Raw genomic sequence first — 24,421 nt, 5'->3', positions numbered from 1 at the left:
TCTCTTGATTTACGTCACAATTCATTACATGCACGCCCATTTTGAGTTCATGCCCGTCAAGCCCGTCCTGTCCATCAATACCTCCCGCACGCGGCCAGCCAAGGTCAGCCCTGCTTGCGGTTTAGGGTTCGGAGGGCGGCCATGAGTGCGGAACAAACTCAAACAGGCGAAAACTCGCAAAATTCAGCGCCATTTCGCGTCCTGATCGTCGAAGATGACCGCAGCCAAGCGGTCTTCGCCGAGGCCATTTTGCGCGGTGCGGGTATTCAGGCTGAAGTAGTCGCCATTCCCGAGCGCATGCTGGAAACCATGGAGCGGTTTGAGCCAGACCTCGTGCTGATGGATCTGCATATGCCGGGCATCAGCGGCACGACCCTCACCACTCATATCCGCCAGCACCCACGCTTCGAATACACCCCGGTGGTGTTTCTCACCGGCGATCACGACCCCGAACGCGAGCTAGAAGCGCTTGAGCACGGCGGTGACGACTACATCCTAAAACCGGTACGCCCGCGCCATTTGATCGCCGCGGTACAAAACCGCATCCGCCGCGCGCGTGCGCAAAACAGCTCACGGCAAACCGTGGCCGACCCCGATCGCCACCCAGTGACAGGGCTATTCACCCGCCCCGCCTTGCTGCGCGAACTTGGCACACGTTTGGCCAGCAACACCGTTGGCGGCGCACTGATGCTGGAGATGGGCAACCCAACCGCGCTGCGCAATCGCTACGGTTACGCCGCATTTGAAAGCCTCATCAACGACGCAGGCCGCTTCCTCGGTAACCTTGCAGGCGACAACCCCACCGCCCGCCTCAGTGACACGGCGTTCTTGGTGCTGGTGAATGGCAAAGCGCAAGGCGAACTCGACGCCTATGCGCGCAGTCTGCGTGATGGCGTGGGCTATCAAGACTTCAAAATTGAAGAAGAAACTCTGCGTCTGCGCTGCACCGTTGGTTACACCCAGCTGAACCACGACTTCCAAGACGCGGGCGCCGCGCTTGCGGCCGCTGAAGAAGCCTCGCGTGAAGCGCACGGTTCTCCGATTGGCATTGCCGCCTACGTTCCACCTGAAAAGGTGGAAACCAGTGGCCTTGCCGACGAGCTGCGCGCCGCACTCAACGGCGGTGAAGGTCTGTATCTTGCATTCCAGCCCATTGTCGCCGTGGCTGGAGGCGAAGACGCCCAGTTCCAAGTGCTGGTGCGCATGCTCGGCCCCGATGGCACGGTGCGCCGTGCGGGTGAATTTCTCGCTGTGGCGCAAACCGCGGGCCTGATGCCGCAGCTGGATCGCTGGGTGATGGAGCGCTCGCTGGAGCTACTGCAAAAGCGCCGTTCGGAAAGCCGCCCGATGCGCCTATTGGTGTCGCAAGCACCGCAAACCCTAGGCCAAGACAGCTACGCGGGCTGGCTGCAAGAAGCGCTTGCGCGCTACAACGTCGAAGGCCCCTCGCTCATCATCGACCTGCGTTTGAACGACGCCATCGTGCACGTGGTGTCGCTGCAGCAATTCTGCGAACAAATGGTGCCCGCAGGCGTGCAGTTCTGCCTCAGCCAATACCGTAGCAACGAAGACTCCAACCAACTGTTGCAAGAGCTGCCGCTGGGCTATCTGCGCCTGTCTGCCGACTTCGCCCAGCAGCCGCTGCCGCCGGAGCTGCACGATGAAATGAAGGTAGCCATCGAGCGCGCCCACCGCCTCGCCTTGCAGGTGATCGGCCAAGCCGTAGAAGACCCACAGGCCGCCGCTGCGCTATGGGTAGGCGGCATCGACTTTATCCAAGGCAACCTCGTCCAGCGGCCAGACCAAGCCCTCGACTTCGACTTCCAGAGTGCTACTTTGTGAATAAATCGCCCCTCCCCTCCTGGCTGGCTCCCGGCGCCGCAACCGCAGCGCTTCTGGCACTTGCCGCTGGGGAGCTCGGCATTTCCGGCCCGTGGTTTCTTATCGCCGCAATTCTTATCGTTGTTACCCTTGCTGCCAGCGTTTTCCATCTAACCACAATGCGGCGGCAAGAGCAGCTACTGGCCGAAAAGCGCGACCAACTGCAGCTTTCAGAACGCAAAGCCAACGAACTCAAGCAAGAGCTCACCCACCATTCGCAAATGGAAGGCGAACTCACCCGCGCCAAACAGGCGGCCGAATCGGCCGTGATGGCCAAAGGCGAATTTTTGGCCACGATGAGCCATGAAATCCGCACCCCGCTGAACGGTATCATCCCCATGCTCGACCTGCTCGCCTCGACCCGGCTGGGCGTTGATCAGCAGGAAATTTTGAAGACCGCCACCGCCTCTGCGCAGCAGCTACTGCGTATCGTGGATGACATCCTCGACTACTCCAAGCTCGAAGCCGACAAACTCGAACTTGAAACCACCGGTTTCAACTTGCGCGAACTGCTGCAAAGCGTCATCACCCTGATGGAGCGCCCCGCACAGGCTAAGGGGCTGCACCTGCTGCTGTATATCGACCCTTCGGTACGCCTGCCGGTACGCGGCGATCCGGTGCGCCTGCGGCAGATTTTGAGCAACCTGCTCAGCAATGCGATCAAATTTACCGAGCGCGGCAGTGTCACCATTACCGTGCGTAAAACCGGCGAAACCGCTTCGCAGCACCAACTGCGGCTTGAAGTACAAGACACCGGCATCGGCATCTCCCACGAAAAGCGGGAAAAGCTCTTCCAGCCCTTCAGCCAAGCCGACACCTCCACCACCCGCATCTACGGCGGCACCGGCCTTGGCCTGGTCATTTCGCAGCGTATCGTTGAGTTGATGGGCGGCCACATCGGCGTGGACTCCAACCCCGGCAGCGGCTCGACCTTCTGGTTTGAAGTCCCCCTGCTCAAAGCGCAGGGCGATATGCCCAGCCATCAGGAAGACCTACACGGTGGCCGCGTCCTTCTGATCACCACCGATGCGCGCCTGCGCATGCGCCTGACCATGCTGCTGCCCAACTGGGGGCTGCGTATCACCGCTGTGGAAAACACCCACGACGCGCTGGAGCGGTTGCGCCAAGCGCACGCACAGGGCGAGCCGTGGACGTTCTCGGTGGTGCTAGCTGATCTTTCCAGCATTCGCAGCACCGCGCTTTCGCTGGCACGCAATATGGAGCGCCACCAGCAGTATGGCGAAGTGCGCCTGGTCTATTTGCGCAGCGATGAAATCACCTCGCTCGAACTGCCGATGGCCTCCACCATCATTCCGCGCAACGTCAGCGACTCTGACCTACGCGCCACATTGTCGGCCTCTGGCGTTTCGTGGTCGCAGCAAGAGCTGCACCCGCAGCCGCCACTGCACGCCCAAGCCGAAGACAGCACGCGCGTGCCGCGCATTTTGCTGGTGGAAGACAACCCGGTAAACCTCATGGTGGCCCAGCGCCTGCTGCAGGTCTTGGGTGCCGAGTGCGAAACCGCCGGCAACGGGCAAGTGGCACTGGAGAAAATGGACGTCGGCAGTTATGACCTTGTGCTGATGGACTGCCAAATGCCGGTACTTGACGGCTACAGCGCCACCCGCCGCTGGCGCGAGGTGGAGCAAGAGCGCAACGTCAGTCGCCGCCTGCCGATTGTGGCGATGACCGCCAATGCGATGGCCGGCGACCGCCGCAAATGTCTCGACGCGGGAATGGATGACTATTTGGCAAAACCAGTGAGCCGCAGCGAACTGGAGCAATGCATCCAGCGCTGGAAGAACGCCGCCATGCCACTCCCGTCTGCCGCGCCAGCCGTAGCTGCTGCGCCAGCCGCCCCAGAAGCGCCCGCAGATGCCGTACTGGATAAGGCGATCTTAGGCGAGCTGCGCGACCTGCTCGGCTCGGAAGTGGACCATATCATCCGCGTGTATTTGGAAGACGCTCCGCGCCTTGTAGCGCAGCTGGAGCGCGCGGCTGTGGCCAATGACCCCATTGCTCTACGCGTTGCCGCGCACTCGCTGAAGTCATCCAGTGCCAACGTGGGCGCAATGCCGCTGTCTGTTGCCGCGCGCGAACTGGAGCACGCCGCACGCGACGGCACCCTAACCCAGCCTGCCAGCGCGGTGGCCAAGATCGTGGGCGAGTTCTCCAAGACACGCGCCGCGCTGCAGGCCATCTTGGCGAGCAGCGCGGGTCATTGATGCTTGCTTAGCTGTTTTCCATCTGCTGGGCGAGATAGTTTTGTTCACCCAGTCGATCCACCAGCGAAATCTGCGTTTCCAGCCAGTCGATATGCTCTTCTTCAGAGTCCAAGATATCGGCAAAAATCTTGCGGCTGCCGAAATCCGCAATCGATTCACAATAGGCAATTGCCTCGCGCAGCAGCGGCACGGCTTCCATCTCAAGGGCTAGGTCACAGCGCAAAATCTCCGCCGGGGTTTCACCAATTTTGAGCTTACCCAGCGCCTGAAAATTCGGTAGCCCGTCCAAAAACAAAATACGCTCGGCCAGCATGTCGGCGTGCTTCATTTCATCAATGGATTCGTGATGCTCATGCGCGGCCAGCGCCAGCAGCCCCCAGTTTTTCAGCATCTTGGCGTGCAAGAAATACTGATTGATGGCGGTTAGCTCGTTGTAGAGCGCCTTATTGAGATATCCAATAACCTTGGCGTCGCCTTTCATCGTGAAGCGTCCTTTATGAAAACGCCCCACTCTACCGCTAACCGACTTGGCTAGGGGAAAACGGGAATCACCCGCTTTAAGCGGCTTCCGCCAACACGGGGATCGGTAGCGCACGGCGTGCGCGCACTTCTTCGATCATCTCTGCCACCAAGCCTAAGCACGAGCCGCAGCTGGAACCCGCGCCGGTGCGCATGGTCATTTCAGCAACGCTATCGCAACCGGCTTCGGCCACTTCCAGAATTTGGCGATCCGTGACCCCGTTGCAAATGCACACGTACATGGACAACACCCACTTTCAATCGAACACGAGTGCGATTCAATCGCAATCGAGAATCGTTGTCAATGGCGGGTGATTGTTATTCAGCCACGGTATCGGCAGCCCGAGGTGCAGGTCTCGTGCACCACAACTTCAGAAAGCAACGGCACCAGCGGCTTCACCTGCGTCCAAAGCCACTGCGCCAGACGCTCACTGGTGGGGTTCTCCAGCCCTTCGATCTCATTCAGATAATGGTGATCCAAGCGGTCATACACGGGCTGAAAGGCCGCTTTGAGCTCGGCAAAGTCCATCACCCAGCCGGTATGTGGGTCGGGCTCGCCGCTGACGTGCAACTCGATGCGGAACGAATGCCCGTGCAAACGCGCACACTTATGCCCTTCCGGCACGTTCGGTAGGCGGTGGGCGGCTTCGACGGTAAAAATTTTGAAGATATCCATGCGCGCATTCTAAGCGCCGCAGGCCGAACAATTCGTCAATCGAGCAATTCCATCGCCATGACAATGGCATCTTCGCGCCCATTTTGTGCCGGGTAGTAGCGCGGGCGGCGGCCAATTTCGTTAAATCCACTGCGCTCGTACAGTGTAATCGCGCGCGTGTTGGACGGGCGTACTTCCAAAAACACGCGCTGTGCACCGTGCCCACGCGCAATTTTGAGCAACGACTGCAGCATCCGCTGTCCCAAGCCCTGCCCTTCATTCCCCGGCGCGGTGCAGAGATTCAGGATATGCGCCTCATCTGCCGCGATGCTCAGCACGCCGTAGCCCACCAGATCGCCCTGCCGCTCTTGTAGCCACATGGCATAACCCGCGTCGAGACAGTCGCGAAAAATGCCGCGCGTCCACGGAAATGGATAGGCGCGCACTTCCACTGCCATCACCGCATCTAAATCGGTTTCGCGCATCGGCCGCAGATCGGGGCGCGCCGAGGCCCCGTACGCCTGCACCCCGGTACTCATCGCAATGCGCGTCTTAGCGCCCGCAGGCGCGGCCACAGCGCGCGTTTGGCCGCGGCACTCCCACGCAGGCCTGCACTTGCGGCCACCACGTCAGGATACGGCTGCAGGGCTTCAACAGGCAGCTGCAGCACTCGCGCCAGCACCATCAACATCCCGCTATCACCCGCAGCCGGAATAGGCTTAGCAGCTGCGTCTGCATGCGCCGCGACGGGCGCGCCCGCCACGCGATACAGCGCAACATCCAGCTCAGCCAGTACAGCGCGCTGAAACGGGTCCCAGCTCATGGCGCAGGGTCAGCTCCCGGCAGGTGTCGCCGTTTGAACCACAGCACCGGCCCAGACAGCGCGTACAGCGCCGTTGCGGTCAGCAGGGTAATGGCGGGCGCAATCCACAGCGCAATCAGCACCGCCAGCGGAATCAGCAATGCGAAAAACGGCACGCGATCCGATTTCGGCCCGTGGCCACTGCCCTTAAAGCTGTTATAGCGAATCCGGCTCACCATCAGCAGGCCGGCAATCACCGTTAGCGCCAGTGCCGGGTAACGCAGTTCTTCGCCCGTCCAGCCAAACTCATGGCTGACCCACACCGCACTGGCCACCAAGCCGGCCGCCGCAGGGCTTGCAAGGCCAATAAACCAGCGCTTATCCACCACCGCGACTTGGCTGTTAAACCGCGCCAAGCGCAGCGCCGCGCAAGCCGCGTAGAGGAAAGCGCCGAGCCAGCCAATCTTGCCTTGGGTCACCCCATCAAGGCGCAGAGAAAGCAGCGCCCAGTGGTACATCAGCATGGCCGGGGCCATGCCAAAGCTCACCAAATCGGCGAGTGAGTCGTATTGCACGCCGAATTCACTCTGGGTATTGGTCAACCGCGCTACGCGGCCGTCCAGCCCGTCGAGAATTGCGGCCACAAAAATCGCCACGCAGGCCGCCTCAATACGCCCTTGCGACGCCGCGATAATGGCGAAGAAACCACCAAACAGGCCGCCCGTGGTGAATAGATTGGGAAGCAAATAGATGCCGCGCGCGCGCGGCCGGGATTCGATAGGGAGATTGTCGTCCATAGTTCCATAGTGTACGGGGTTGCAGCGGCGGCGGCGCAGTGTTGCAATCAGCATACTTTTACCGGAGCCATCACCATGCGCCTTTTTGTCGCTTTTCTCACCCCCCTCCTGCTGGTGACGGCTATCGCCAGCGCGGCGCCTGCGGCACAAAATAGCCAGCAGCAGCGCGTCTATCAGTGGAAAGACGCCAACGGCGTTCCCCATTTCACCGACGTAAAGCCCAAACAGAACTTTCAAACCCGCGACATCGACACCAAAACCGGCTCGCCCGCAGAAACCGGTCCGGCTAAGCCCGCAGCGGAAAGCGAGCAGTGCCGCAACGCCCGCGCAAACTTACTTCGTCTGCAGAGCAGCGACTCAGTGGGCGTGGACACTAACGGCGACGGCAAGGCCGACCGCAATATGAGCGCGGACGAGCGCAAAGCCCAGCTCGATCTCAATCAAGCCGCTGTGAAGGCCTACTGCGTGCCGAGCAAGTAAATGCGCATTCTCGGCATGCTGATCCTCGCCGTGGGCCTCGCCGCCGCTGCATGGTGGTGGCTCACCATTGAAATGCCGCGCCGCGAACAGGCGCGGCAGGCAGCGACACAAGCGGCCGCTATCCAAGCCGAACGCGCCAATGCGCTGTACCGCTGGCACGACGCCAACGGCACCTTGCACATCAGCCAAGAGCCGCCCAAAGACCAGCGTTACGAGCGCGTAAGTAAAACCCCCAAAGAGGGAATTGAAGTGCACGGCGAGCGCCAATAAGCGCGCGCCCTGCGCGGGGCGTGGCAGAATGGGCGTTTTCGTCACCTCAAACTGCCATGCGCCTGTCGCAATTTCATCTCCGCACTGAAAAAGAAACCCCGTCCGACGCCGAGATCGTCAGCCATAAGCTGATGCTCAAAGCGGGCATGATCCGCAAACTCGCCGCGGGCCTTTACACGTGGTCGCCGCTAGGGCTGCGCGTATTGCGCAAGGTCGAAGCCGTGGTGCGCGAAGAAATGAACCGCGCTGGCGCGATTGAAATGGCGATGCCCTCCATTCAACCCAAAGAGCTTTGGGAAGAAACCGGGCGCTGGGGCAAGTTCGGCCCGCAGCTGCTGAAAATCCGCGACCGTAAAGATCAGGACTATTGCTTCACGCCCACCGCGGAAGAAGCAGTGACCGATTTCTTCCGCCAAGAAATCGCCAGCTATAAGCAGCTACCGCTAAATTTCTATCAAATCACCAGCAAGTTTCGCGATGAAATTCGCCCCCGCTTCGGAGTGATGCGCGCGCGCGAATTCATCATGAAAGATGCCTACTCGTTCCATATCGACGAGGCCTCGCTGCACGATGAATATCGCAATATGTACGCCACTTATTCGCGCATCTTTACCCGCCTCGGGCTGAAGTTTCGCGCCGTGGCCGCTGATACTGGCGCCATTGGCGGCAGCGCATCGCACGAATTCCATGTACTCGCCGATTCTGGCGAAGATTCCATCGCGTATTCGAATCATTCTGACTACGCCGCGAACGTGGAACTGGCCGAGGCCGTTGCGCACGCCGAGCGTCCCGCAGCACAAGAAGCGCTGCGCGATGTCGCCACACCTACGCAAAAAACCTGCGAAGAGGTGGCCGCGCTGCTCAATATTCCGCTCACCCACACGGTTAAATCGGTTGCCATTATCGGTAACGATAGCGAAGGCGCAGCGCAGTTTACTTTGGCGCTGGTGCGCGGCGACCATATGGTCAACGAAATTAAACTTTCCAAACTCGCCGGATTGGCCGATTACCGCCTTGCGACTGAAGCCGAAATCAGCGCTGCACTCGGCAGCGAACCTGGCTTCCTAGGCCCATTGCGCAGCCTGCAGCCGATCCGCGTGATTGCGGATCGCAGCGTGGCGGTGATGGCCGATTTTGTAGTGGGCGCCAATAAACCTGGCTTCCATACTGCAGGGGTTAACTGGAGCCGCGACTTGCCGGAGCCGGAAGTGGCCGATATTCGCAATGTGGTGGAAGGTGATCCCTCTCCCGATGGCCAGGGCACCTTGGGGCTATGCCGCGGCATTGAAGTGGGCCACGTCTTCGCACTGGGGCGCAAATACTCGGAAGCAATGAAATGCGCCGTACTCGATGCCAATGGCAAAGCCGTAAACCCCGCAATGGGCTGCTACGGCATTGGCGTTTCGCGCATTGTGGCGGCCGCTATTGAACAAAATCACGATGACGCCGGGATTCTTTGGCCTGATGCGATGGCGCCGTGGAAAGTCGCGGTGTGCGTGATCAACCCCAAAAACGACCCTACGGTGAGCGCGGCCGCCGAAGCACTGCATGATGAATTAAATGCTGCCGGTATTGATACCGTGCTTGATGACCGTGGCCTGCGCCCTGGCGCTATGTTTGCCGATATGGAACTGATCGGCATTCCGCACCGCGTCGTCGTGTCTGGGCGCGGCCTAGAAGCAGGTACGTTTGAATACCGCGCCCGCAGCGCTGCCGAAGCGGAAAACCTTGACCACAGCGCGTTACTTTCAAAACTCGGCCTTTAATCAATTAAGCTTGGAATTGAATTTTTAATTCCAATGGGAATATGATTAGGGCATCCAAGGATATGGATACCCTAATCATTCACTGGCGAGAATTAAAATTATGAGCCTCAATATCGATAACCTAAATCCGCAAGAGCTAGCGGCCCTGATCAAGCGCGCCAACAGCCGCCGCAAGGTGCTGTCCAAGCGCAAACCCGCATCTCAGGCCAAGGCCGCCGTTGCCAAAGCGCTGAAAGCCTCTGGCTGGACGTTTGAAGAACTGTTCGGCAAAACCGGCGGTGCTGTTGCCCCAGCACTACCGAAAGCCAAAAAGGGACGCAAATCCCTCAAAGGCCGCGTCTTAGGCAAAGTTGCAGCGAAGTACCGCAACCCTGCCAACCCCAGCGAAGAATGGAGCGGCCGCGGCCGTCAACCGCGCTGGCTGGCTGCTGAAACGGCCAAGGGACGCGCACTGGAAGAGTTTTTGATTAAGTAAGTGCACAGTTAATTTATGCACCCCAAAACGCCGGATATTCCCGGCGTTTTGTTTATCGGCTACAAACTCCGCCTTGCCGTAACCAGCAAATTACCAAACACCAGCCCCGCCAGAAGGGCCATTAGGGTATTCAGCGCGGCCATTGCAGCGGCTTCACCCGCGCCAATGTCTTGCGACTGCACCAGCGAGATCACCCCCCGCAAAGAGATACTTCCGGGCACCAAGATAATGATGCCGGGCAGGCGAATGAGCGCGCCGGGGCGATTAAACCAGCGCGCATAAGCATTACCTGCTGCGGTGGCGGCCAGTGCGGCGAGAAAGACGCCCGCCTGTGGCCCCAACCATTCGCCACCGAAGCGAGAAATGATATAGCCGCCGATCACCGCCATCATCACCAGCGGGTAATCACGCTTCTGCGCTTGAAATAACACCGCAAACGCATAGGACGCCAACGCCAAAGCGCTCCACACCACCCATTCTGGCTGCGGGCGCAGCGCGCGCACTTGCGGGTCAATACCGATCAAGTGCGCTGCGCCTAAGGCAATAGCGGTACCAATAGTCAAACTGACGATGGTCATCAGCGCACCGGCAAAGCGCGCGGTGCCGGAGACTAAATGCCGGCTGGTGAGTTCATTGGTTGAAAGCGCTAACGTCATCCCCGGCAGCAGCACGATCAACGAGGCAATAATCACGGTATTGAGATTCAGCGGGCCAATCACAATGCTCACCAAAATCGCCATTCCACCGGCGATCAACCCAGATAGGGCCTCAAAACTTTCGTGCAAACGTGGCCGCGACTGCGCCGCCAGCGCCAAACCGCCAATCAGGAAGCCCACTAGCCCTGCGGTGGCAATATCCAGCCACGGCAGGCGCAACAGCCCCGCCACAGCCCCGGAGGCCAGTGCAAAGCCCAATGCCAACATCCAGCGCGCGCGCCGACCGGAGGGGCGATCCAACGCGCGCAGTGCGGCGCGCCCTTCTGTCACGCCCAGCCGCCCATTGATCACATCTTCAGCGATCTTATCGGCTTCACATAGCTTGCTGAGGTTGGTATCTCCCAGCCCCGGCCGCACGATGCGCGTGGTGTCCGACTCCCCCGGTGCCCGCGAGGGGTCGCTAAACGCCAAGATAATGCCCGTGGGGTTTGACCACGGCTCGCACTCCAGCCCAAGACGTTTGGCGGCCGACTCAATTGCCGCTTCCATACGCTGCGAGGTGGTGCCATAGGCATGCAGGTGCCGCGCCAAATCGACGACAAAGGCAATGCGTTCGGTATAGGTCGCTTCGGTCATGGCATCTCACACGGCTTTACATAAGAATGCCACGAGCGCTTCCGCATTCACATATCACTGCAAGATTCAGTAAGCTTGGCATATGGCTTCCCCCGACAGCAGCGCTTTGCCCGTTGCGCAACTTGGAGAAAACCGCACCTTGCTGCTGCAAGGCCGCTGGACGCTGCGCTATGCGGCCGCCATCAGTGCGTCGCTCGCAAAGGCGCCGCCTGATATCGCTGCGATCGACGCGCGCGCCTGCGAGCGCATTGACACACTTGGTGTACTGCAACTGCTGCGGCTCGCCGAACGCCGCGGGCTGGCCTTCAACGCTCTGCTGTTTCGCGAAGACCAGCAGGCTTTAGCCAACGCGATCGAAAACGTCCACGACGATCGCCCTGCGCCGCCGCGCAGCTATGGCGTGAGCGAGGCGCTAGGCCGTCTTGGTTTTGCCATCAGCGATGCCGCGCACGAATCCATGGCGTTACTGAGCTTTATGGGTGAAGTGCTCAGCAAGCTCGTGCGGCTTGGGCGCGAGCCTAGCCGTTTACGCATGACGGCCACCGTCCACCATATGGAACAAATTGGGCTGGATGCCGTGCCTTTGGTGGCGCTGCTGTCCTTCATGGTGGGCGCGGTGATCGCCTTTTTAGGTGCGATGGTGCTGGCCGACTTCGGCGCAACGATCTTTGTGGTGGAACTGGTCAGCGCCGCCTTTCTGCGCGAATTTGGCGTCTTACTCACCGCCATCTTGCTGGCCGGGCGCACCGCCAGCGCCTTTACTGCGCAGATCGGCATGATGGTGAACCGCGAAGAAGTGGATGCCATTCGCGTACTGGGTCTTGACCCCGTCGATTTGCTGGTCTTGCCGCGTATCCTCGCCCTGTTGGTCGTGCTGCCGCTGCTTACCTTTATCGCCATGATGGCAGGTCTGCTGGGCGGCATGGCCGTGGGCGCGTTCAATTTAGACATCCCAGCGGCGGCCTATTTTGCGCGCATGCACGAGATGATGAACGTGCGCCACTTCGTCGTTGGCATGGTGAAGGCCCCTGTCTTCGCCATGGTCATCGGGCTGATCGGTTGCTTGGAAGGCCTGCAGGTGAAAGGTACGGCGCAATCACTGGGCGAACGCACCACCTCAAGCGTCGTGCAAGCCATCTCCATGGTGATCGTGATCGACGCGTTCGCCGCCCTGTGGTTTATGCAGATGGATTACTAGCCATGGGCGCAACGGCATTTCGCACCCTCGACGGCGCAGATATTGGCGACGTCCCAATGATTCATCTGCGCGGAATCGTGAATCGGTTTGGCGCGCAGGTCGTCCACGATGGCGTTGATTTAGACGTTCGTCGCGGCGAGATCCTGGGCGTTGTAGGCGGGTCTGGCTCGGGCAAGTCGGTGCTCATGCGCTCGATCCTTGGATTACGCCGCCCCAACGCGGGGCAGATCCATGTGCTTGGCGTGAATGCATTGTCTGATGACGCCACTACCCGGCGTCATGTGGAACGCAATAGTGGCGTGCTGTTTCAAGACGGTGCGCTGTTTTCTTCGCTTACTGTGGGCGAAAACGTGCAGGTGCCGCTGAAAGAGTATTACCCCGACCTGCCCAGCTCGCTGCGCTACGAACTTGCGCTGTTGAAAATCAAACTGGCCGGCCTGCCTGCCGATGCAATCAATAAACTGCCATCTCAGCTGTCTGGTGGCATGCGCAAACGCGCCGCACTTGCCCGCGCACTCGCACTGGACCCGCCGCTGCTCTTTTTGGACGAACCCACCGCCGGGCTTGACCCGATCAGTGCTGCCGCATTCGACGATTTAATCTTGACCCTGCGCAGCGCGCTCGGGTTAACGGTGTTTCTGATTACCCACGATCTCGACACGCTCTACACAATCTGCGACCGTGTCGCAGTGCTAGCCGACCGCACCGTGGTGGCCGCAGCGCCACTGACCGAGTTGGAAAAGTTCGACCACCCGTGGGTGCAGGAGTATTTCAACGGGCCGCGCGGGCGTTCTGCCCATGTTGCGGCAAAGGAAGGTATGTAATGGAAACCCGCGCCAACTATGTGCTGATTGGTGCCTTTACGCTGGCAACAGTGATTGGCCTACTTTTATTCACACTATGGGCCAGTAATTTTTCGTCTTCACGCAACTGGCGCGAGTATCAGGTGATCTTCAATGAGCCTGTCACCGGTCTTACCGAAGGCGGCAGCGTGCAATACAACGGGCTGGCGGTAGGCACGGTCGAAGACTTGAGCCTTGATGACCGCGACGCGCGGCGCGTGATCGCCTTGGTGAAACTACGCGCCAATACCCCTGTGAAGGCCGACACCCGCGCCAAGCTCTCGCAGCAGGGCATTACCGGCGTGCCCTTCATCCAGCTTAGCGGCGGCAGCCCGAAAGCCGAGGCGCTGCAGCCTGCGGAAGACGGCGGCCCACCGATTATTCAAACCGAACCCTCCGCACTGCAAAACATCACCGACGCCAGCAACCGGCTGATCGCGCGGCTCGATCAAATGCTCAGCGAAGACAATATCCGCCACCTATCGGCCACCTTGGCCAACCTTGAAACCACCACGCAAGGATTAGCGCAGCGCCGTGAAGACATCTCCGCGCTCATCATCAACGCACGTAACGCCTCCACCACGCTAGAGACCACGCTGCAAACTGCTAACGGCACATTGCAAGGTTTAGATAGCAACCTCGTGCAAAAACTTCCGCCGCTGCTGACGCGGCTTGATAGTGCGATTGCTAAACTCGACTCCGCTGCTGGCAATGCCGATGCGCTGATGGCTGAAAACCGCCCCGCACTGAAAAACTTCACCCGCGACGGGCTGGGCCAAGTAGGCCCTACGCTGGTTGAACTACGCGCCCTAGTGCGCGATCTGCGCGAGCTGAGTGGCCGCATTGAAGACAACCCCGCGCGCTATCTGCTTGGCCGCGACGCCCCCAAGGAGTTTGATCCGAAATGAGCCGCCTACTCACAACTTCCGCCTGCGTTTTTATTACGCTACTGCTGAGCAGTTGCAGCAGCCTGATTGGTGGGCCGAAACAATCGTCTTCGATTTACGCGCCTGCCCCCACCACCCAACCCGATGCCGCTTGGCCGCAGGTCGGTTGGTCGCTGGAAGTGGCACCGCCACAAGTGCCACGCATGTTGGAAAGTAACCGTATCGTGGTTAGCCCCACACCCGGTGAACTGCAGGTCTATCGCGCAGCCACCTGGGCGCGCGCACCCGGCGGCATGGTAGAGGACATCATCCTGCGCACGCTGGAAGACAGCGGCAAAATTGCGTCGGTCACCCGTCAAGACAGCGGAGCCACCAGCGACTACAGGCTTCTACTCGACCTGCGTGATTTCAAGGCCGATTACGCCGGAAAAGAAATGCCTTTTGCACGTATCGAAGTGAACGCAAAACTGCTCAAACTCTCCGACCTCAGCCTCGTGGGAAACCGCACCTTTGTGCTTGAACAGCCCGCCCAAGGCAGCGAGGTTGCGCAAGTTTCTGCAACATTCACCCCACTGCTGACCCAGCTTGGCCGCGACGTGAGCGCGTGGGTGCTGCAAACCGGCCCGGCGCGCACGCAAAAAGCGCGCTAACGCAGCGCTTTAGATTGTTCACGCTAACCAAACCAACGACAATAACAGGCTTGATCTTAGGAGCGCTGCATGAACCAGACCAGCCCTGACGCCATCGAACGCGAGGCGATGGAGTATGACGTCGTCACCGTTGGCGGTGGCCCTGCCGGCCTGTCGTTCGCCATTCGCCTCAAGCAGCTCAACTCAGACCTAAGCGTTTGCGTGCTGGAGAAAGGTTCGGAACCGGGGGCGCATATTTTGTCGGGCGCGATTGTCGATCCGAAAGCGCTCACCGAACTTTTTCCAGATTGGAAGGAACGCGGCGCACCACTCAAGCAAGCCGTGACCCGCGATGAGTTTTTATTTTTAAGTGAAACTGGTGCGCGCGGAACCCCCGGCTGGCTGCTGCCGGAATGTTTCCATAATGACGGCAATTATGTTGTCAGCCTCGGCGCACTGACGCGCTGGCTGGCGCAGCAAGCCGAAGCACTGGGTGTTGAAATCTTCCCCGGCTTTGCTGCCACCGAAGTGCTGTATGACGCAAATAACGCTGTAAAGGGCGTAGCCACCGGTGATATGGGCATTGGCAAAGACGGCCAGCCCACCGACCAATTCCAACGCGGTATGGAGCTGCACGCCAAGTACACGATCTTTGCCGAAGGCGCGCGCGGCCAGCTTGGCCGTCAGCTAATCGAAAAATACAAACTGGATGAGGGCAAAGACCCACAGAGCTACAGCATCGGTATCAAGGAGCTGTGGCAAGCCGACCCAGCCAAACACCAGCCCGGCCTCGTTGTGCATACCGCTGGCTGGCCGCTGCAAAGCGATACCTATGGCGGCTCGTTTCTCTACCACGCCGAGGACGGCAAGATCGCCGTGGGCTTTGTTGTTGGGTTGGATTATAAAAACCCATGGCTTAGCCCGTTCAACGAATTTCAGCGTTTCAAAACGCACCCATCTATTCGTAAGCACTTAGAAGGTGGCAAGCGTATTGGCTACGGTGCACGCGCGCTCACCGTGGGCGGGCTGCTGAGTTTGCCGAAAACTATTTTCCCCGGCGGCGTACTGGTGGGCTGTGAGGCTGGCTTCCTCAACGCCAGCCGCATCAAGGGCAGCCATGCAGCAATCAAAACCGGCATGCTGGCCGCTGAAGCCGCTGCGGCGGCATTGGTGGAAGGCCGCAAGCACGATGCACTTACAGCCTACCCAGAAGCGTTTGAAAAGAGCTGGCTGCATGCCGAACTGCAGCAGTCGAAGAACTTCAAGCAGTGGTTCAAGAAGGGCCGTAATTTCGCCACACTGATGACCGGCATCGAGCAATGGTTATTGCCGAAGCTGGGTATCCGCAACCCGCCGTGGACACTTCATCACAGCACGCCGGACCACGCCTGCCTGCAGCCTGCGGCCACGCAACCAAAAATTGAATATCCCAAGCCCGACGGTGTACTCACCTTCGACCGCCTGAGTTCGGTGTTTCTTTCCAGCACCCACCACGACGAGAACCAGCCGAGTCATTTGACGCTGAAAGACGCCACGATTCCCGTGTCCGTCAATCTCGCAAAATACGCTGGGCCGGAAGCGCGCTACTGCCCGGCAGGTGTGTATGAGTATGTGGGTGAACCCGGCCACGAGCGTTTACAGATCAATGCGGCCAACTGTGTGCACTGCAAAACCTGTGATATCAAAGACCCCACGCAGAACATCGTTTGGGTGGCGCCGCAGGGTGGCGGCGGGCCGAATTATCAAAATATGTAACACCAAATCTAGCTAGCTAGGCATCCGCCGGTTACCCCCTTCCGCGAATGTCCTCCGGCATCGGCCTGCGGCCGCTGCCTCCCCCTTGATTTCGCTACAGGGAGTAACCGGCGGATGCCCGTGGTGACAGTGCGCGCCAAAAAAAGCGAAAGACCCACTTCGCTAGCTTAGGGTGGCTTGTCCCTGTAGCGGAATCAAGGAGGAGGTAGCAGCGTTTTTTGCTGCTACCGGGGGACATCCGCGGAAGGGATAAGCCGCCCTGAGCTAGCTGCGAGATAGAAGATCAGCGCAGCGGCACACCGGTCTTACCCGCAACTTCTTCGCGGCTTACGCCCGCTGCTAGCTCCACTAACTTCAAGCCCTCTGGCGTAATATCAAACACACCGAGCTCGGTGATGATGCGGCTGATCACGCCCACGCCGGTGAGCGGCAAAGTGCACTGCGGAATGATTTTGGGCGCACCTGCTTTCGTGCAATGCTCCATCAGCACCACCACACGGCGCACGCCAGCCACTAGGTCCATCGCTCCACCCATGCCTTTGACCATCTTGCCGGGCACCATCCAATTGGCAAGATCACCCTTATCGGTGACTTCCATCGCACCGAGGATGGCAAGATCGATGTGCCCGCCGCGAATCATCGCAAACGAATCATGGCTGCCAAAGAAACTCGCACCGGGCAGCGCGGTTACTGTTTGCTTACCAGCATTGATCAGATCCGCATCTAGCTCAGCTTCGGTGGGAAACGGGCCGATCCCCAGCAAACCGTTTTCGCTTTGCAGCCACACGTTCACGCCATCCGGGATGTAATTGGCCACCATGGTGGGAAGACCAATCCCAAGGTTCACATACGCACCATCGGTAAGTTCTTGCGCGGCGCGCTGCGCCATTTGTTCACGCGACCAAGCCATGATTAGTTGCCCTCCTGACGAATGGTGCGCTGCTCAATGCGCTTTTCGGGCGTGGCGTTTACCACGATGCGTTGAACGAAGATGCCCGGCAAATGCACTTGGTCTGGCTCGATCTGCCCCACGTCAACCAACTCTTCCACTTCCGCCACGCAGACCTTACCGGCCATTGCGCAGGCCGGATTGAAGTTTCGTGCAGTTTTGCGGAACACCAAGTTCCCTGATGTGTCGGCCTTCCACGCCTTTACCAAAGCCACGTCGGCATTGAGCGCGGTTTCCATCACATACATGCGACCATTGAACTCACGAGTCTCCTTACCTTCAGCCACCACCGTACCGTAACCTGTGGCGGTAAAGAAGGCGGGAATCCCCGCGCCACCGGCGCGCAGACGCTCAGCCAGTGTGCCCTGTGGGTTGAACTCCAATTCCAGCTCACCAGCGAGAAACTGGCGCTCGAACTCTTTGTTCTCACCGACATACGACGAGATCATTTTTTTGATCTGCCGTGTACCGAGCAACTGGCCAAGGCCAAAACCATCCACGCCTGCATTGTTCGAAATGACAGTGAGATTTTTGGCCCCAGAATCGCGCAATGCGGCAATCAGGGCTTCGGGGATTCCACACAAGCCAAAGCCACCAACGGCAAAGGTTTGACCGTCTTTTGCCAGCCCTTCAAGGGCGGCGGCGGCGCTGGGGTACAACTTACTTTTCTTGGCGGCGGCCACAGGCACATCTCCAAACGTAGAAGTGTGAAAGCCCTATTCTAACGTTTCTGAGATCAAAGCCCTGTGTACCTTAGGGCAAGGGTTGTTCTGCCATGGTGCGTAGCACATGCCGCAAACCGGCTTGCCAGCTGGGCAGTGCAATGCCGAAGTCTTGGTGCAATTTGTGCGTATCCAGCACCGAATACGCCGGGCGCCGTGCAGGGGTTGGATAATCGGCTGTGGCAATCGCATCCACGCGCGGTGCGCGAGTGATAACACCCAGCGCGAGCGCCTCGGCCATGATCGCTTCGGCAAAGCCGTGCCAGCTTGTTTGCCCTGTTGCGGTCAGGTGCCATGTGCCAGAGTGCGGCAGCCCTTGGCGTAGTATCTCGGCGGTCACATCGGCGATCACATACGCAGGCGTGGGCGTGCCGATTTGGTCGGCCACCACACCTAAGACCTCGCGCTCACCAGCCAACCGCAGCATCGTGCGCAAAAAGTTTTGACTATGCGCGGCATACACCCACGCCGTGCGCAAAATAGCGTGCTGCGCGCCACTGGCACGAATCGCGTCTTCGCCCGCCAGCTTGCTTGCACCATACACACCCAGCGGCGCGGTGATGTCATCTTCGCGATAGGGGCGCTGGCCGTTTCCTGCAAACACGTAGTCGGTGGAGTAATGCAGCAGTAGCGCACCGACCGACTTACAGCCCTGCGCCAAGGCTGCTGGCCCCAGTGCATTGACTCGAAACGCCGCATCCGGCTCGGTCTCCGCTTTATCGACGGCCGTGTACGCCGCCGCGTTGACTACAACATCAGGGGTTACACGCTGCACCAATGCGACAAGTGTATCGGGCGCATCAAAATTGGCGGCGACCTCCGCATGAGCGCCATCGCGGGTTGCAACAACCACCTCGCCCAGCGCCGCCAAACTGCGCCGCAGTTCGCGCCCAACCTGTCCATTGCCACCCAGCAGCAGGAGTTTCATGGCAAATACTGCGGCAGGCGATTAGGCGCGATCTCGCTTAAGAAGGGCGCACGCGCATCTTTGTCCGACAACAGCGGCGTAACGACCGGCCAATCAATTGCAAGCTCTGCATCGTTCCAGCGCAGCCCGGCATCGGCCTCTTTCACGTACACATCGGTGCACAGATAGTGAAACACCACGCGCTCGGAGAGCGTCACAAAACCGTGCGCAAAACCTTCGGGAATCCACAACTGACGTTTGTTTTCTGCGCTGAGGATCACCGCCTCCCACTGCCCAAACGTAGGTGATCCATGCCGGATATCCACCGCCACGTCATACACCTCGCCTTCTAGCACACTAATCAACTTGCCCTGCGGACGCGGCCACTGATAGTGCAGACCGCGTAGCACGCCTTGGCTCGATGTGGACACATTGCTCTGCACAAAGCGCGTCGGCAGCCCATGTTCTGCAAACCGCTCAGCATTCCATGTTTCGTAAAAAGCACCGCGCGCATCGCCGAACACGGCAGGCTCAATCACTACGCAGCCAGGGATTTTTGTTTCAATAATTTTCATGCGATGTGGCCTTGGCCGATCAAGCTCAGCAGATATTGCCCGTAGCCATTTTTTGCCAGTGGCTGAGCCAATGCACGCACCTGTGCGGCATCAATCCAGCCCTGATTGAACGCAATTTCTTCAGGGCAGCACACCTGCAAACCTTGGCGCATTTGGATGGTTTCAATAAAGGTGGCGGCTTCAATCAGCGATTCATGTGTGCCCGTATCCAACCACGCATAACCGCGCCCCATTTTTTCCAAATGCAGGCTGCCATCTTCTAAGTAGCAGCGGTTGAGATCGGTGATTTCCAACTCACCACGGGCGGAAGGTTTCAGCGCTGCGGCATAGTCGCAAACGCGTTCGTCATAAAAGTACAGTCCGGTTACGGCATAGCTAGACTTTGGCTTGGTCGGCTTTTCTTCCAGCCCCACCACCTTACCCGTGGCGTCAAACTCAGCCACGCCATAGCGCTCTGGGTCACGCACCCAGTAACCAAATACGGTTGCACCTTGCGCACGTGCGTTGGCACGGCTCAGCAGATCGGTCAGGCCGTGGCCATAGAAAATATTATCCCCAAGCACGAGGCACGATGGTGCGCCGTTTAAAAACTCGCGGCCAATCACAAATGCCTGCGCCAGCCCATCAGGGCTCGGCTGCACCGCGTATTCGATCTTCATGCCCCACTGCGAACCGTCACCTAGCAGACGCTGGAATAGCGCTTGCTCGTGCGGCGTGTTGATGATGAGCGCTTCGCGAATCCCAGCCAACATCAGCACGCTCAGCGGGTAGTAAATCATCGGCTTGTCGTACACCGGCAACAATTGCTTGCTCACCGCTTGGGTAATGGGATACAGCCGCGTACCGGAACCGCCAGCAAGAATGATGCCTTTGCGCTGCTTACTCATGCCGCACCGCCAATCCGCTCTAGGCGGTAACTGCCGTCCAAAACGCGCTGTACCCATGCTTGGTTTGCCAGATACCAGTCCACCGTTTCTGCGATGCCGCGCTCGAAGGTATATGCAGGCTCCCAGCCCAGTTCATTGCGCAGCTTGCTGGCATCGATCGCATAACGGCGATCGTGGCCGGGGCGGTCGGCCACATAAGTGATCTGTGACGCACGCGGCTGCCCATCTTCACGCGGGCGGCGTTGGTCGAGTAGCGCGCAGATGGCCTTGACCACCTCGATATTCTGCATCTCAGCATTGCCGCCCACGTTATAGGTTTCGCCCACGCGCCCCTTGGCCAACACGGTACGAATGGCTTCGCAATGATCGGTGACGAACAGCCAATCGCGCACCTGCTTACCATCGCCATATACCGGCAGCGGCGCACCAGCGAGTGCCTTGGCGATTACTAAGGGAATGAGTTTTTCTGGAAAGTGATAAGGGCCGTAGTTATTGCTGCAGTTGGTGGTCAGCACCGGTAGGCCGTAGGTGTGATGAAACGCACGCACCAAATGATCGGAAGCCGCTTTGCTGGCCGAATATGGCGAATTGGGTGCGTAGGGAGTGGTTTCGCTAAATTTACCAGTCTCACCCAGCGTGCCATAGACCTCATCGGTAGAGACATGCAGAAAGCGGAACGCGGCTTTCGCGTCGCCTTCTAGCGACTTCCAATAATCACGCACGGCCTCCAGCAGGCTGAGTGTTCCCACCACATTGGTTTGCACAAAGGCCGCGGGGCCGTCGATCGAACGATCGACATGGCTCTCTGCGGCGAAGTTCAATACGGCGTCGGGCCGGTGTTCGGCCAAAAGTGTAGCGACCAATTCACGATCACCAATCTCCCCATGCACGAAGACATGATTCGGATCATGTTCAATCGCAGCTAAGGTGTCGCGATTACCGGCATAGGTCAGTGCGTCGAGATTGACCACCTTGACCCCACGACGCACTGCTTCCAGCACGAAATTTCCGCCAATAAACCCGGCTCCGCCGGTCACCAGCCAAACGGACATAGCTTGCTCCAGTTCGCGATTACACAAGAGAACCCGTAAGGATACAGGCAAGTAGCCAGTGCTTTGGTACGAAATGATTCAGGTCAAATGGGCTGCGTTCATTCGCATAGATACTGTTCAACAGTTAAAATCAACACTTTACCGTCGGCACTTGCCGCCTCCCTGCCATTTATTAAGGTCTGCAGCTCATGAAAATCCTCGTCGCCTACAAGCGCGTGGTGGACTTCAACGTCCGCATCCAGGTTAAGCCCGACGGCTCCGGCGTCGTGACCGACGGCGTTAAATTATCGCCCAACCCGTTTGATGAAATCGCGCTAGAAGAAGCCCTGCGCCTGCGCGACAAAGGGATTGCCACGGAAGTGGTGGTGGCCACACTCGCCCCCGCCGACGCCCAACCGCATCTGCGCAACGGGTTGGCCATGGGCGCTAACCGCGCCATCCACGTGGTGACCGACGCCGCCGTGCAGCCGCTCACCGCTGCGCGCGCCCTGCTGAAACTGGTTGAAAAAGAGCAGCCCGATCTGGTTATTCTGGGCAAGCAGGCCATCGACGACGACGCCAACCAAACCGGGCAGATGCTGGCCACGCTATGGGGCCGCCCGCAGGCGACGTTTGCCTCCAAAGTTGAGATTGAAAACGGTAAAGCCAAAGTCACCCGCGAGGTGGATGCTGGCCTTGAAACGCTGGAAGTGGATCTTCCCGCCGTAATCACCAGCGACCTGCGCCTCAATGAACCGCGCTTCATCAAGCTGCCGGACATCATGAAGGCCAAGAGCAAACCGCTGGAAACCATTGCATTTGCGGATCTTGGCGTTGAAGCCAACGATTCACTCAAAACCACCCATTACGCACCGCCCGCGCAGCGCAGTCGCGGAGTAATGGTGAAAGACGCCGCCGAATTGGTGGCCGCACTCAAGCAGAAGGGGCTCCTGTAATGGCCAAGGTACTTGTCATCGCCGAACACCAAGGCGGCAAACTCAACGCTTCTACCGCTAAGACAGTCTCGGCTGCTGCCGCGCTCAACCCCGACAGCATCGATGTACTGGTCTTGGCTGACGCTCCTGACGCCGTTGCCGCTGACGCGGCGCAAATTACAGGTGTCACCAAGGTCTTGACCGTTGCCAACACCGTCAACGCGCACGCAATTGCGCAAGTACTGGCCCCGCAAATTGCACAGATCGCCAAGGGCTATAGCCACGTCTTCGCGCCGTCCACCACCTTCGGCAAAGACCTGCTGCCCTGCGTGGCCGCATTACTTGGCGTCAACCAGATTTCTGACTTGATGACGGTTGAAGGCAGCCACAGCTTCAAGCGCCCGATCTACGCCGGCAACGCCATCATCACCGTTGAAGCACCTGCTGACCAAATCGTGGTGGCCAGCGTACGCACCGCCTCGTGGCCAGAAGCCGCACGCGGTGGCAGCGCCAGCGTTGAAGCGGTTTCCGTGGATGCAGCGCTTCCCACCCACACCCGCTATGTGGGCCTTGCCTCCGGCGCATCCGACCGCCCGGACCTGCAAAGCGCCAAGCGCGTGGTTTCCGGCGGCCGCGGCGTGGGTTCGGAAGAAAACTTCCAGATCATCTACAAGCTGGCCGACAAACTCGGTGCCGCCGTAGGCGCTTCACGCGCGGCTGTGGACGCAGGCTACGTCCCCAGTGACCTGCAGGTGGGCCAGACCGGCAAAATTATTGCCCCCGAACTGTATGTCGCCGTGGGCATTTCAGGCGCCATTCAACACCTCACCGGTATCAAGGACGCTGGAACCATCGTGGCCATCAACAAAGACGGCGACGCGCCGATCTTTGAAATTGCCGATATCGGCCTAGTGGGCGACCTGTTCCAAGTGCTGCCGGAGCTGGAAGCGGCGCTGTAACAGCACAAGTCACATATGCGGCAGCGTCATCACGGTGGCGCTGCCGTTTGCTATATCAACCGACTTTGCTGCGACTAAATACTTTTCCGAATACCCGCGCATACCACGCTATATCCATCAGCTGGAGTGCCGCACCAACCAACGATAAAACCGTCGAGCAACGCGCTCCAACCACGGCCACCGCATCAGAAACGCTTCCACTCTGCAATGCATTGCGCGATAGCGCGCCAGTTCATCGTACAGCCTAAATCTGTGCTCGAACAGGTATTCCGCATGCTCGCCGAAAAATGCCAGATTGTTCCTGAAGATATCGGCATAGGTTTTCACCATCGCATCTCGGTTACTGCTGAAGCCCGTAGTGCGCGACGCATGACCGACGCGGTAGTGGAACAGGAATTCATCCAGTTGCCGCACTTCACTACCCGAAGCAACAATCTTGACCCAGAAATCATAATCCTCGACGCCCAGTTTCAGGGACTCGCTAAATCCACCCACCTTCGCCCAGTCATCGCGACGGAATAGGCTTGTAACGAAAATCACATTGTCGATCACCAACTCGCGCAACGTGTAATCGGGCAAATTCCACGGGCCATTTCCCGCCCCAAATTTGGTCGCCTTGCAATAAACGATACCAACTTGCGGCTCAGCATCGAGCACCGCCACTGCCTTCTCCACATAGGACGGGGCAATTAGATCGTCAGCATCCAGCGGCAGAATGTAACGCCCAGACGATTCTGAAATCGCCAAGTTTCGCGCTGCCGCCGGACCACCATTTTCCTTATGCAGTACTCGCGTACGCGGCCATGAGCAGCGTCGCAACAGATCAAGTGTCTCTATATCATCGGAACCATCATCGACGATCACGATCTCAATGTCGGAATAAGTTTGCTCCAACGCGGAGCGCACCGATGCCTCTAATGTTGCCCCGGCGTTGTAACAGGGAATAATGATGGAGACCTTACTCACCCTACGCCACCAGCTTC

Annotated in this window: 27 protein-coding genes; 13 read left to right on the top strand and 14 right to left on the bottom strand. The window is 59.0% G+C overall.

Annotation, left to right across the window (positions count from 1 at the left end):
• Positions 1–141 precede the first annotated feature (141 nt).
• Positions 142–1,842 carry an EAL domain-containing response regulator gene (locus tag KUL77_RS03950; RefSeq protein ID WP_297143895.1) on the top strand — a complete coding sequence of 567 codons (1,701 nt, stop codon included), beginning with the start codon at positions 142–144 and terminating at the stop codon, positions 1,840–1,842.
• A complete protein-coding gene (locus KUL77_RS03945; protein WP_297143893.1) occupies positions 1,839–4,106 on the top strand; it encodes an ATP-binding protein in 2,268 nt (755 codons plus the stop codon). The genes KUL77_RS03950 and KUL77_RS03945 overlap by 4 nt, the downstream gene beginning before the upstream one ends.
• Positions 4,107–4,113: 7 nt before the next feature.
• On the opposite strand, the gene bfr is transcribed toward KUL77_RS03945, so the two are convergent.
• The 6 genes from bfr to pssA all read right to left on the bottom strand — a co-directional run bounded on the left by bfr (position 4,114) and on the right by pssA (position 6,879).
• Positions 4,114–4,587, bottom strand: a complete 474-nt coding sequence (gene bfr, locus KUL77_RS03940; protein WP_297143891.1) for a bacterioferritin — start codon at positions 4,585–4,587, stop codon at positions 4,114–4,116.
• 76 nt (positions 4,588–4,663) lie between these two features.
• Entirely contained in the window at positions 4,664–4,867 is a 204-nt protein-coding gene (locus tag KUL77_RS03935) for a (2Fe-2S)-binding protein (RefSeq protein ID WP_297143890.1), read from the bottom strand.
• An 80-nt stretch (positions 4,868–4,947) separates the two neighbouring features.
• Positions 4,948–5,301 (bottom strand): 6-carboxytetrahydropterin synthase QueD, encoded by a 354-nt coding sequence (queD, locus tag KUL77_RS03930; RefSeq protein WP_297143888.1) that lies wholly within the window; start codon positions 5,299–5,301, stop codon positions 4,948–4,950.
• A 35-nt stretch (positions 5,302–5,336) separates the two neighbouring features.
• Complete coding sequence (gene rimI, locus KUL77_RS03925) at positions 5,337–5,819, bottom strand: ribosomal protein S18-alanine N-acetyltransferase (protein ID WP_297143887.1); 483 nt, start codon at positions 5,817–5,819, stop codon at positions 5,337–5,339.
• Positions 5,816–6,103 carry a hypothetical protein gene (locus tag KUL77_RS03920; protein WP_297143885.1) on the bottom strand — a complete coding sequence of 96 codons (288 nt, stop codon included), beginning with the start codon at positions 6,101–6,103 and terminating at the stop codon, positions 5,816–5,818. The genes rimI and KUL77_RS03920 overlap by 4 nt, the downstream gene beginning before the upstream one ends.
• Positions 6,100–6,879: a CDP-diacylglycerol--serine O-phosphatidyltransferase gene (gene pssA / locus KUL77_RS03915; RefSeq protein WP_297143883.1), complete on the bottom strand. Its 780-nt coding sequence runs from the start codon at positions 6,877–6,879 to the stop codon at positions 6,100–6,102. The genes KUL77_RS03920 and pssA overlap by 4 nt, the downstream gene beginning before the upstream one ends.
• Positions 6,880–6,954: 75 nt before the next feature.
• On the opposite strand from pssA, the gene KUL77_RS03910 reads away from it, so the two are divergent.
• The 4 genes from KUL77_RS03910 (at position 6,955) to KUL77_RS03895 (ending at position 9,870) form a co-directional block, all read left to right on the top strand.
• Positions 6,955–7,359, top strand: coding sequence for a DUF4124 domain-containing protein (locus tag KUL77_RS03910; RefSeq protein ID WP_297143881.1), 405 nt, complete (start codon positions 6,955–6,957; stop codon positions 7,357–7,359).
• A complete protein-coding gene (locus tag KUL77_RS03905; RefSeq protein ID WP_297143878.1) occupies positions 7,360–7,629 on the top strand; it encodes a DUF4124 domain-containing protein in 270 nt (89 codons plus the stop codon). It begins immediately after the preceding gene.
• Positions 7,630–7,685: 56 nt separating this feature from the next.
• Positions 7,686–9,395 (top strand): proline--tRNA ligase, encoded by a 1,710-nt coding sequence (locus KUL77_RS03900; protein WP_297143876.1) that lies wholly within the window; start codon positions 7,686–7,688, stop codon positions 9,393–9,395.
• 100 nt (positions 9,396–9,495) lie between these two features.
• On the top strand, positions 9,496–9,870 hold the full coding sequence (locus tag KUL77_RS03895; RefSeq protein WP_297143874.1) for an H-NS histone family protein: 375 nt from the start codon (positions 9,496–9,498) through the stop codon (positions 9,868–9,870).
• A gap of 59 nt (positions 9,871–9,929) precedes the next feature.
• Here KUL77_RS03895 and KUL77_RS03890 read toward each other — a convergent pair whose 3' ends face one another.
• On the bottom strand, positions 9,930–11,162 hold the full coding sequence (locus KUL77_RS03890; RefSeq protein ID WP_297143872.1) for a threonine/serine exporter family protein: 1,233 nt from the start codon (positions 11,160–11,162) through the stop codon (positions 9,930–9,932).
• A gap of 82 nt (positions 11,163–11,244) precedes the next feature.
• Here KUL77_RS03890 and KUL77_RS03885 point away from each other — a divergent pair, with 82 nt between their 5' ends.
• The 5 genes from KUL77_RS03885 to KUL77_RS03865 all read left to right on the top strand — a co-directional run bounded on the left by KUL77_RS03885 (position 11,245) and on the right by KUL77_RS03865 (position 16,473).
• Positions 11,245–12,360, top strand: a complete 1,116-nt coding sequence (locus KUL77_RS03885; RefSeq protein WP_297143870.1) for an ABC transporter permease — start codon at positions 11,245–11,247, stop codon at positions 12,358–12,360.
• A gap of 56 nt (positions 12,361–12,416) precedes the next feature.
• Complete coding sequence (locus KUL77_RS03880) at positions 12,417–13,184, top strand: ATP-binding cassette domain-containing protein (protein WP_297144073.1); 768 nt, start codon at positions 12,417–12,419, stop codon at positions 13,182–13,184.
• Complete coding sequence (locus KUL77_RS03875; protein WP_297143868.1) at positions 13,184–14,110, top strand: MlaD family protein; 927 nt, start codon at positions 13,184–13,186, stop codon at positions 14,108–14,110. The genes KUL77_RS03880 and KUL77_RS03875 overlap by 1 nt, the downstream gene beginning before the upstream one ends.
• A complete protein-coding gene (locus KUL77_RS03870) occupies positions 14,107–14,739 on the top strand; it encodes an ABC-type transport auxiliary lipoprotein family protein (RefSeq protein ID WP_297143866.1) in 633 nt (210 codons plus the stop codon). Before KUL77_RS03875 ends, KUL77_RS03870 begins: the two co-directional genes overlap by 4 nt.
• 69 nt (positions 14,740–14,808) lie before the next feature.
• Positions 14,809–16,473, top strand: coding sequence for an electron transfer flavoprotein-ubiquinone oxidoreductase (locus KUL77_RS03865; RefSeq protein WP_297143864.1), 1,665 nt, complete (start codon positions 14,809–14,811; stop codon positions 16,471–16,473).
• A gap of 283 nt (positions 16,474–16,756) precedes the next feature.
• Here the strand turns inward: KUL77_RS03865 and KUL77_RS03860 are convergent, their stop codons facing one another.
• From KUL77_RS03860 to rfbB, 6 genes are all read right to left on the bottom strand, one after another.
• On the bottom strand, positions 16,757–17,383 hold the full coding sequence (locus tag KUL77_RS03860; RefSeq protein ID WP_297143862.1) for a CoA transferase subunit B: 627 nt from the start codon (positions 17,381–17,383) through the stop codon (positions 16,757–16,759).
• A 2-nt stretch (positions 17,384–17,385) separates the two neighbouring features.
• On the bottom strand, positions 17,386–18,105 hold the full coding sequence (locus tag KUL77_RS03855) for a CoA transferase subunit A (RefSeq protein WP_297143860.1): 720 nt from the start codon (positions 18,103–18,105) through the stop codon (positions 17,386–17,388).
• A 70-nt stretch (positions 18,106–18,175) separates the two neighbouring features.
• A complete protein-coding gene (gene rfbD, locus KUL77_RS03850; protein ID WP_297143858.1) occupies positions 18,176–19,072 on the bottom strand; it encodes a dTDP-4-dehydrorhamnose reductase in 897 nt (298 codons plus the stop codon).
• Positions 19,069–19,626 (bottom strand): dTDP-4-dehydrorhamnose 3,5-epimerase, encoded by a 558-nt coding sequence (rfbC, locus tag KUL77_RS03845; protein WP_297143856.1) that lies wholly within the window; start codon positions 19,624–19,626, stop codon positions 19,069–19,071. Before rfbC ends, rfbD begins: the two co-directional genes overlap by 4 nt.
• On the bottom strand, positions 19,623–20,513 hold the full coding sequence (gene rfbA / locus KUL77_RS03840) for a glucose-1-phosphate thymidylyltransferase RfbA (RefSeq protein WP_297143854.1): 891 nt from the start codon (positions 20,511–20,513) through the stop codon (positions 19,623–19,625). Before rfbA ends, rfbC begins: the two co-directional genes overlap by 4 nt.
• The gene (gene rfbB, locus KUL77_RS03835; RefSeq protein WP_297143852.1) at positions 20,510–21,565 is read right to left on the bottom strand and encodes a dTDP-glucose 4,6-dehydratase; all 1,056 of its coding nucleotides are present in this window, start codon (positions 21,563–21,565) and stop codon (positions 20,510–20,512) included. The genes rfbA and rfbB overlap by 4 nt, the downstream gene beginning before the upstream one ends.
• A gap of 188 nt (positions 21,566–21,753) precedes the next feature.
• On the opposite strand from rfbB, the gene KUL77_RS03830 reads away from it, so the two are divergent.
• Both KUL77_RS03830 and KUL77_RS03825 read left to right on the top strand, forming a co-directional pair.
• Positions 21,754–22,500 (top strand): electron transfer flavoprotein subunit beta/FixA family protein, encoded by a 747-nt coding sequence (locus KUL77_RS03830; protein ID WP_297143850.1) that lies wholly within the window; start codon positions 21,754–21,756, stop codon positions 22,498–22,500.
• Positions 22,500–23,438, top strand: a complete 939-nt coding sequence (locus KUL77_RS03825) for an electron transfer flavoprotein subunit alpha/FixB family protein (protein WP_297143847.1) — start codon at positions 22,500–22,502, stop codon at positions 23,436–23,438. The genes KUL77_RS03830 and KUL77_RS03825 overlap by 1 nt, the downstream gene beginning before the upstream one ends.
• A 117-nt stretch (positions 23,439–23,555) precedes the next feature.
• Here the strand turns inward: KUL77_RS03825 and KUL77_RS03820 are convergent, their stop codons facing one another.
• Positions 23,556–24,404, bottom strand: coding sequence for a glycosyltransferase family A protein (locus tag KUL77_RS03820; RefSeq protein ID WP_297143845.1), 849 nt, complete (start codon positions 24,402–24,404; stop codon positions 23,556–23,558).
• Between the last annotated feature and the right edge of the window lie 17 nt (positions 24,405–24,421).

Origin of the sequence: Thermomonas sp., assembly GCF_019104945.1 — a bacterium.
Taxonomy (GTDB): Bacteria; Pseudomonadota; Gammaproteobacteria; order Xanthomonadales; family Xanthomonadaceae; genus Thermomonas.
Note: the sequence above shows the minus strand (reverse complement) of the source record. Positions and strands in the feature narration are given on the sequence as shown.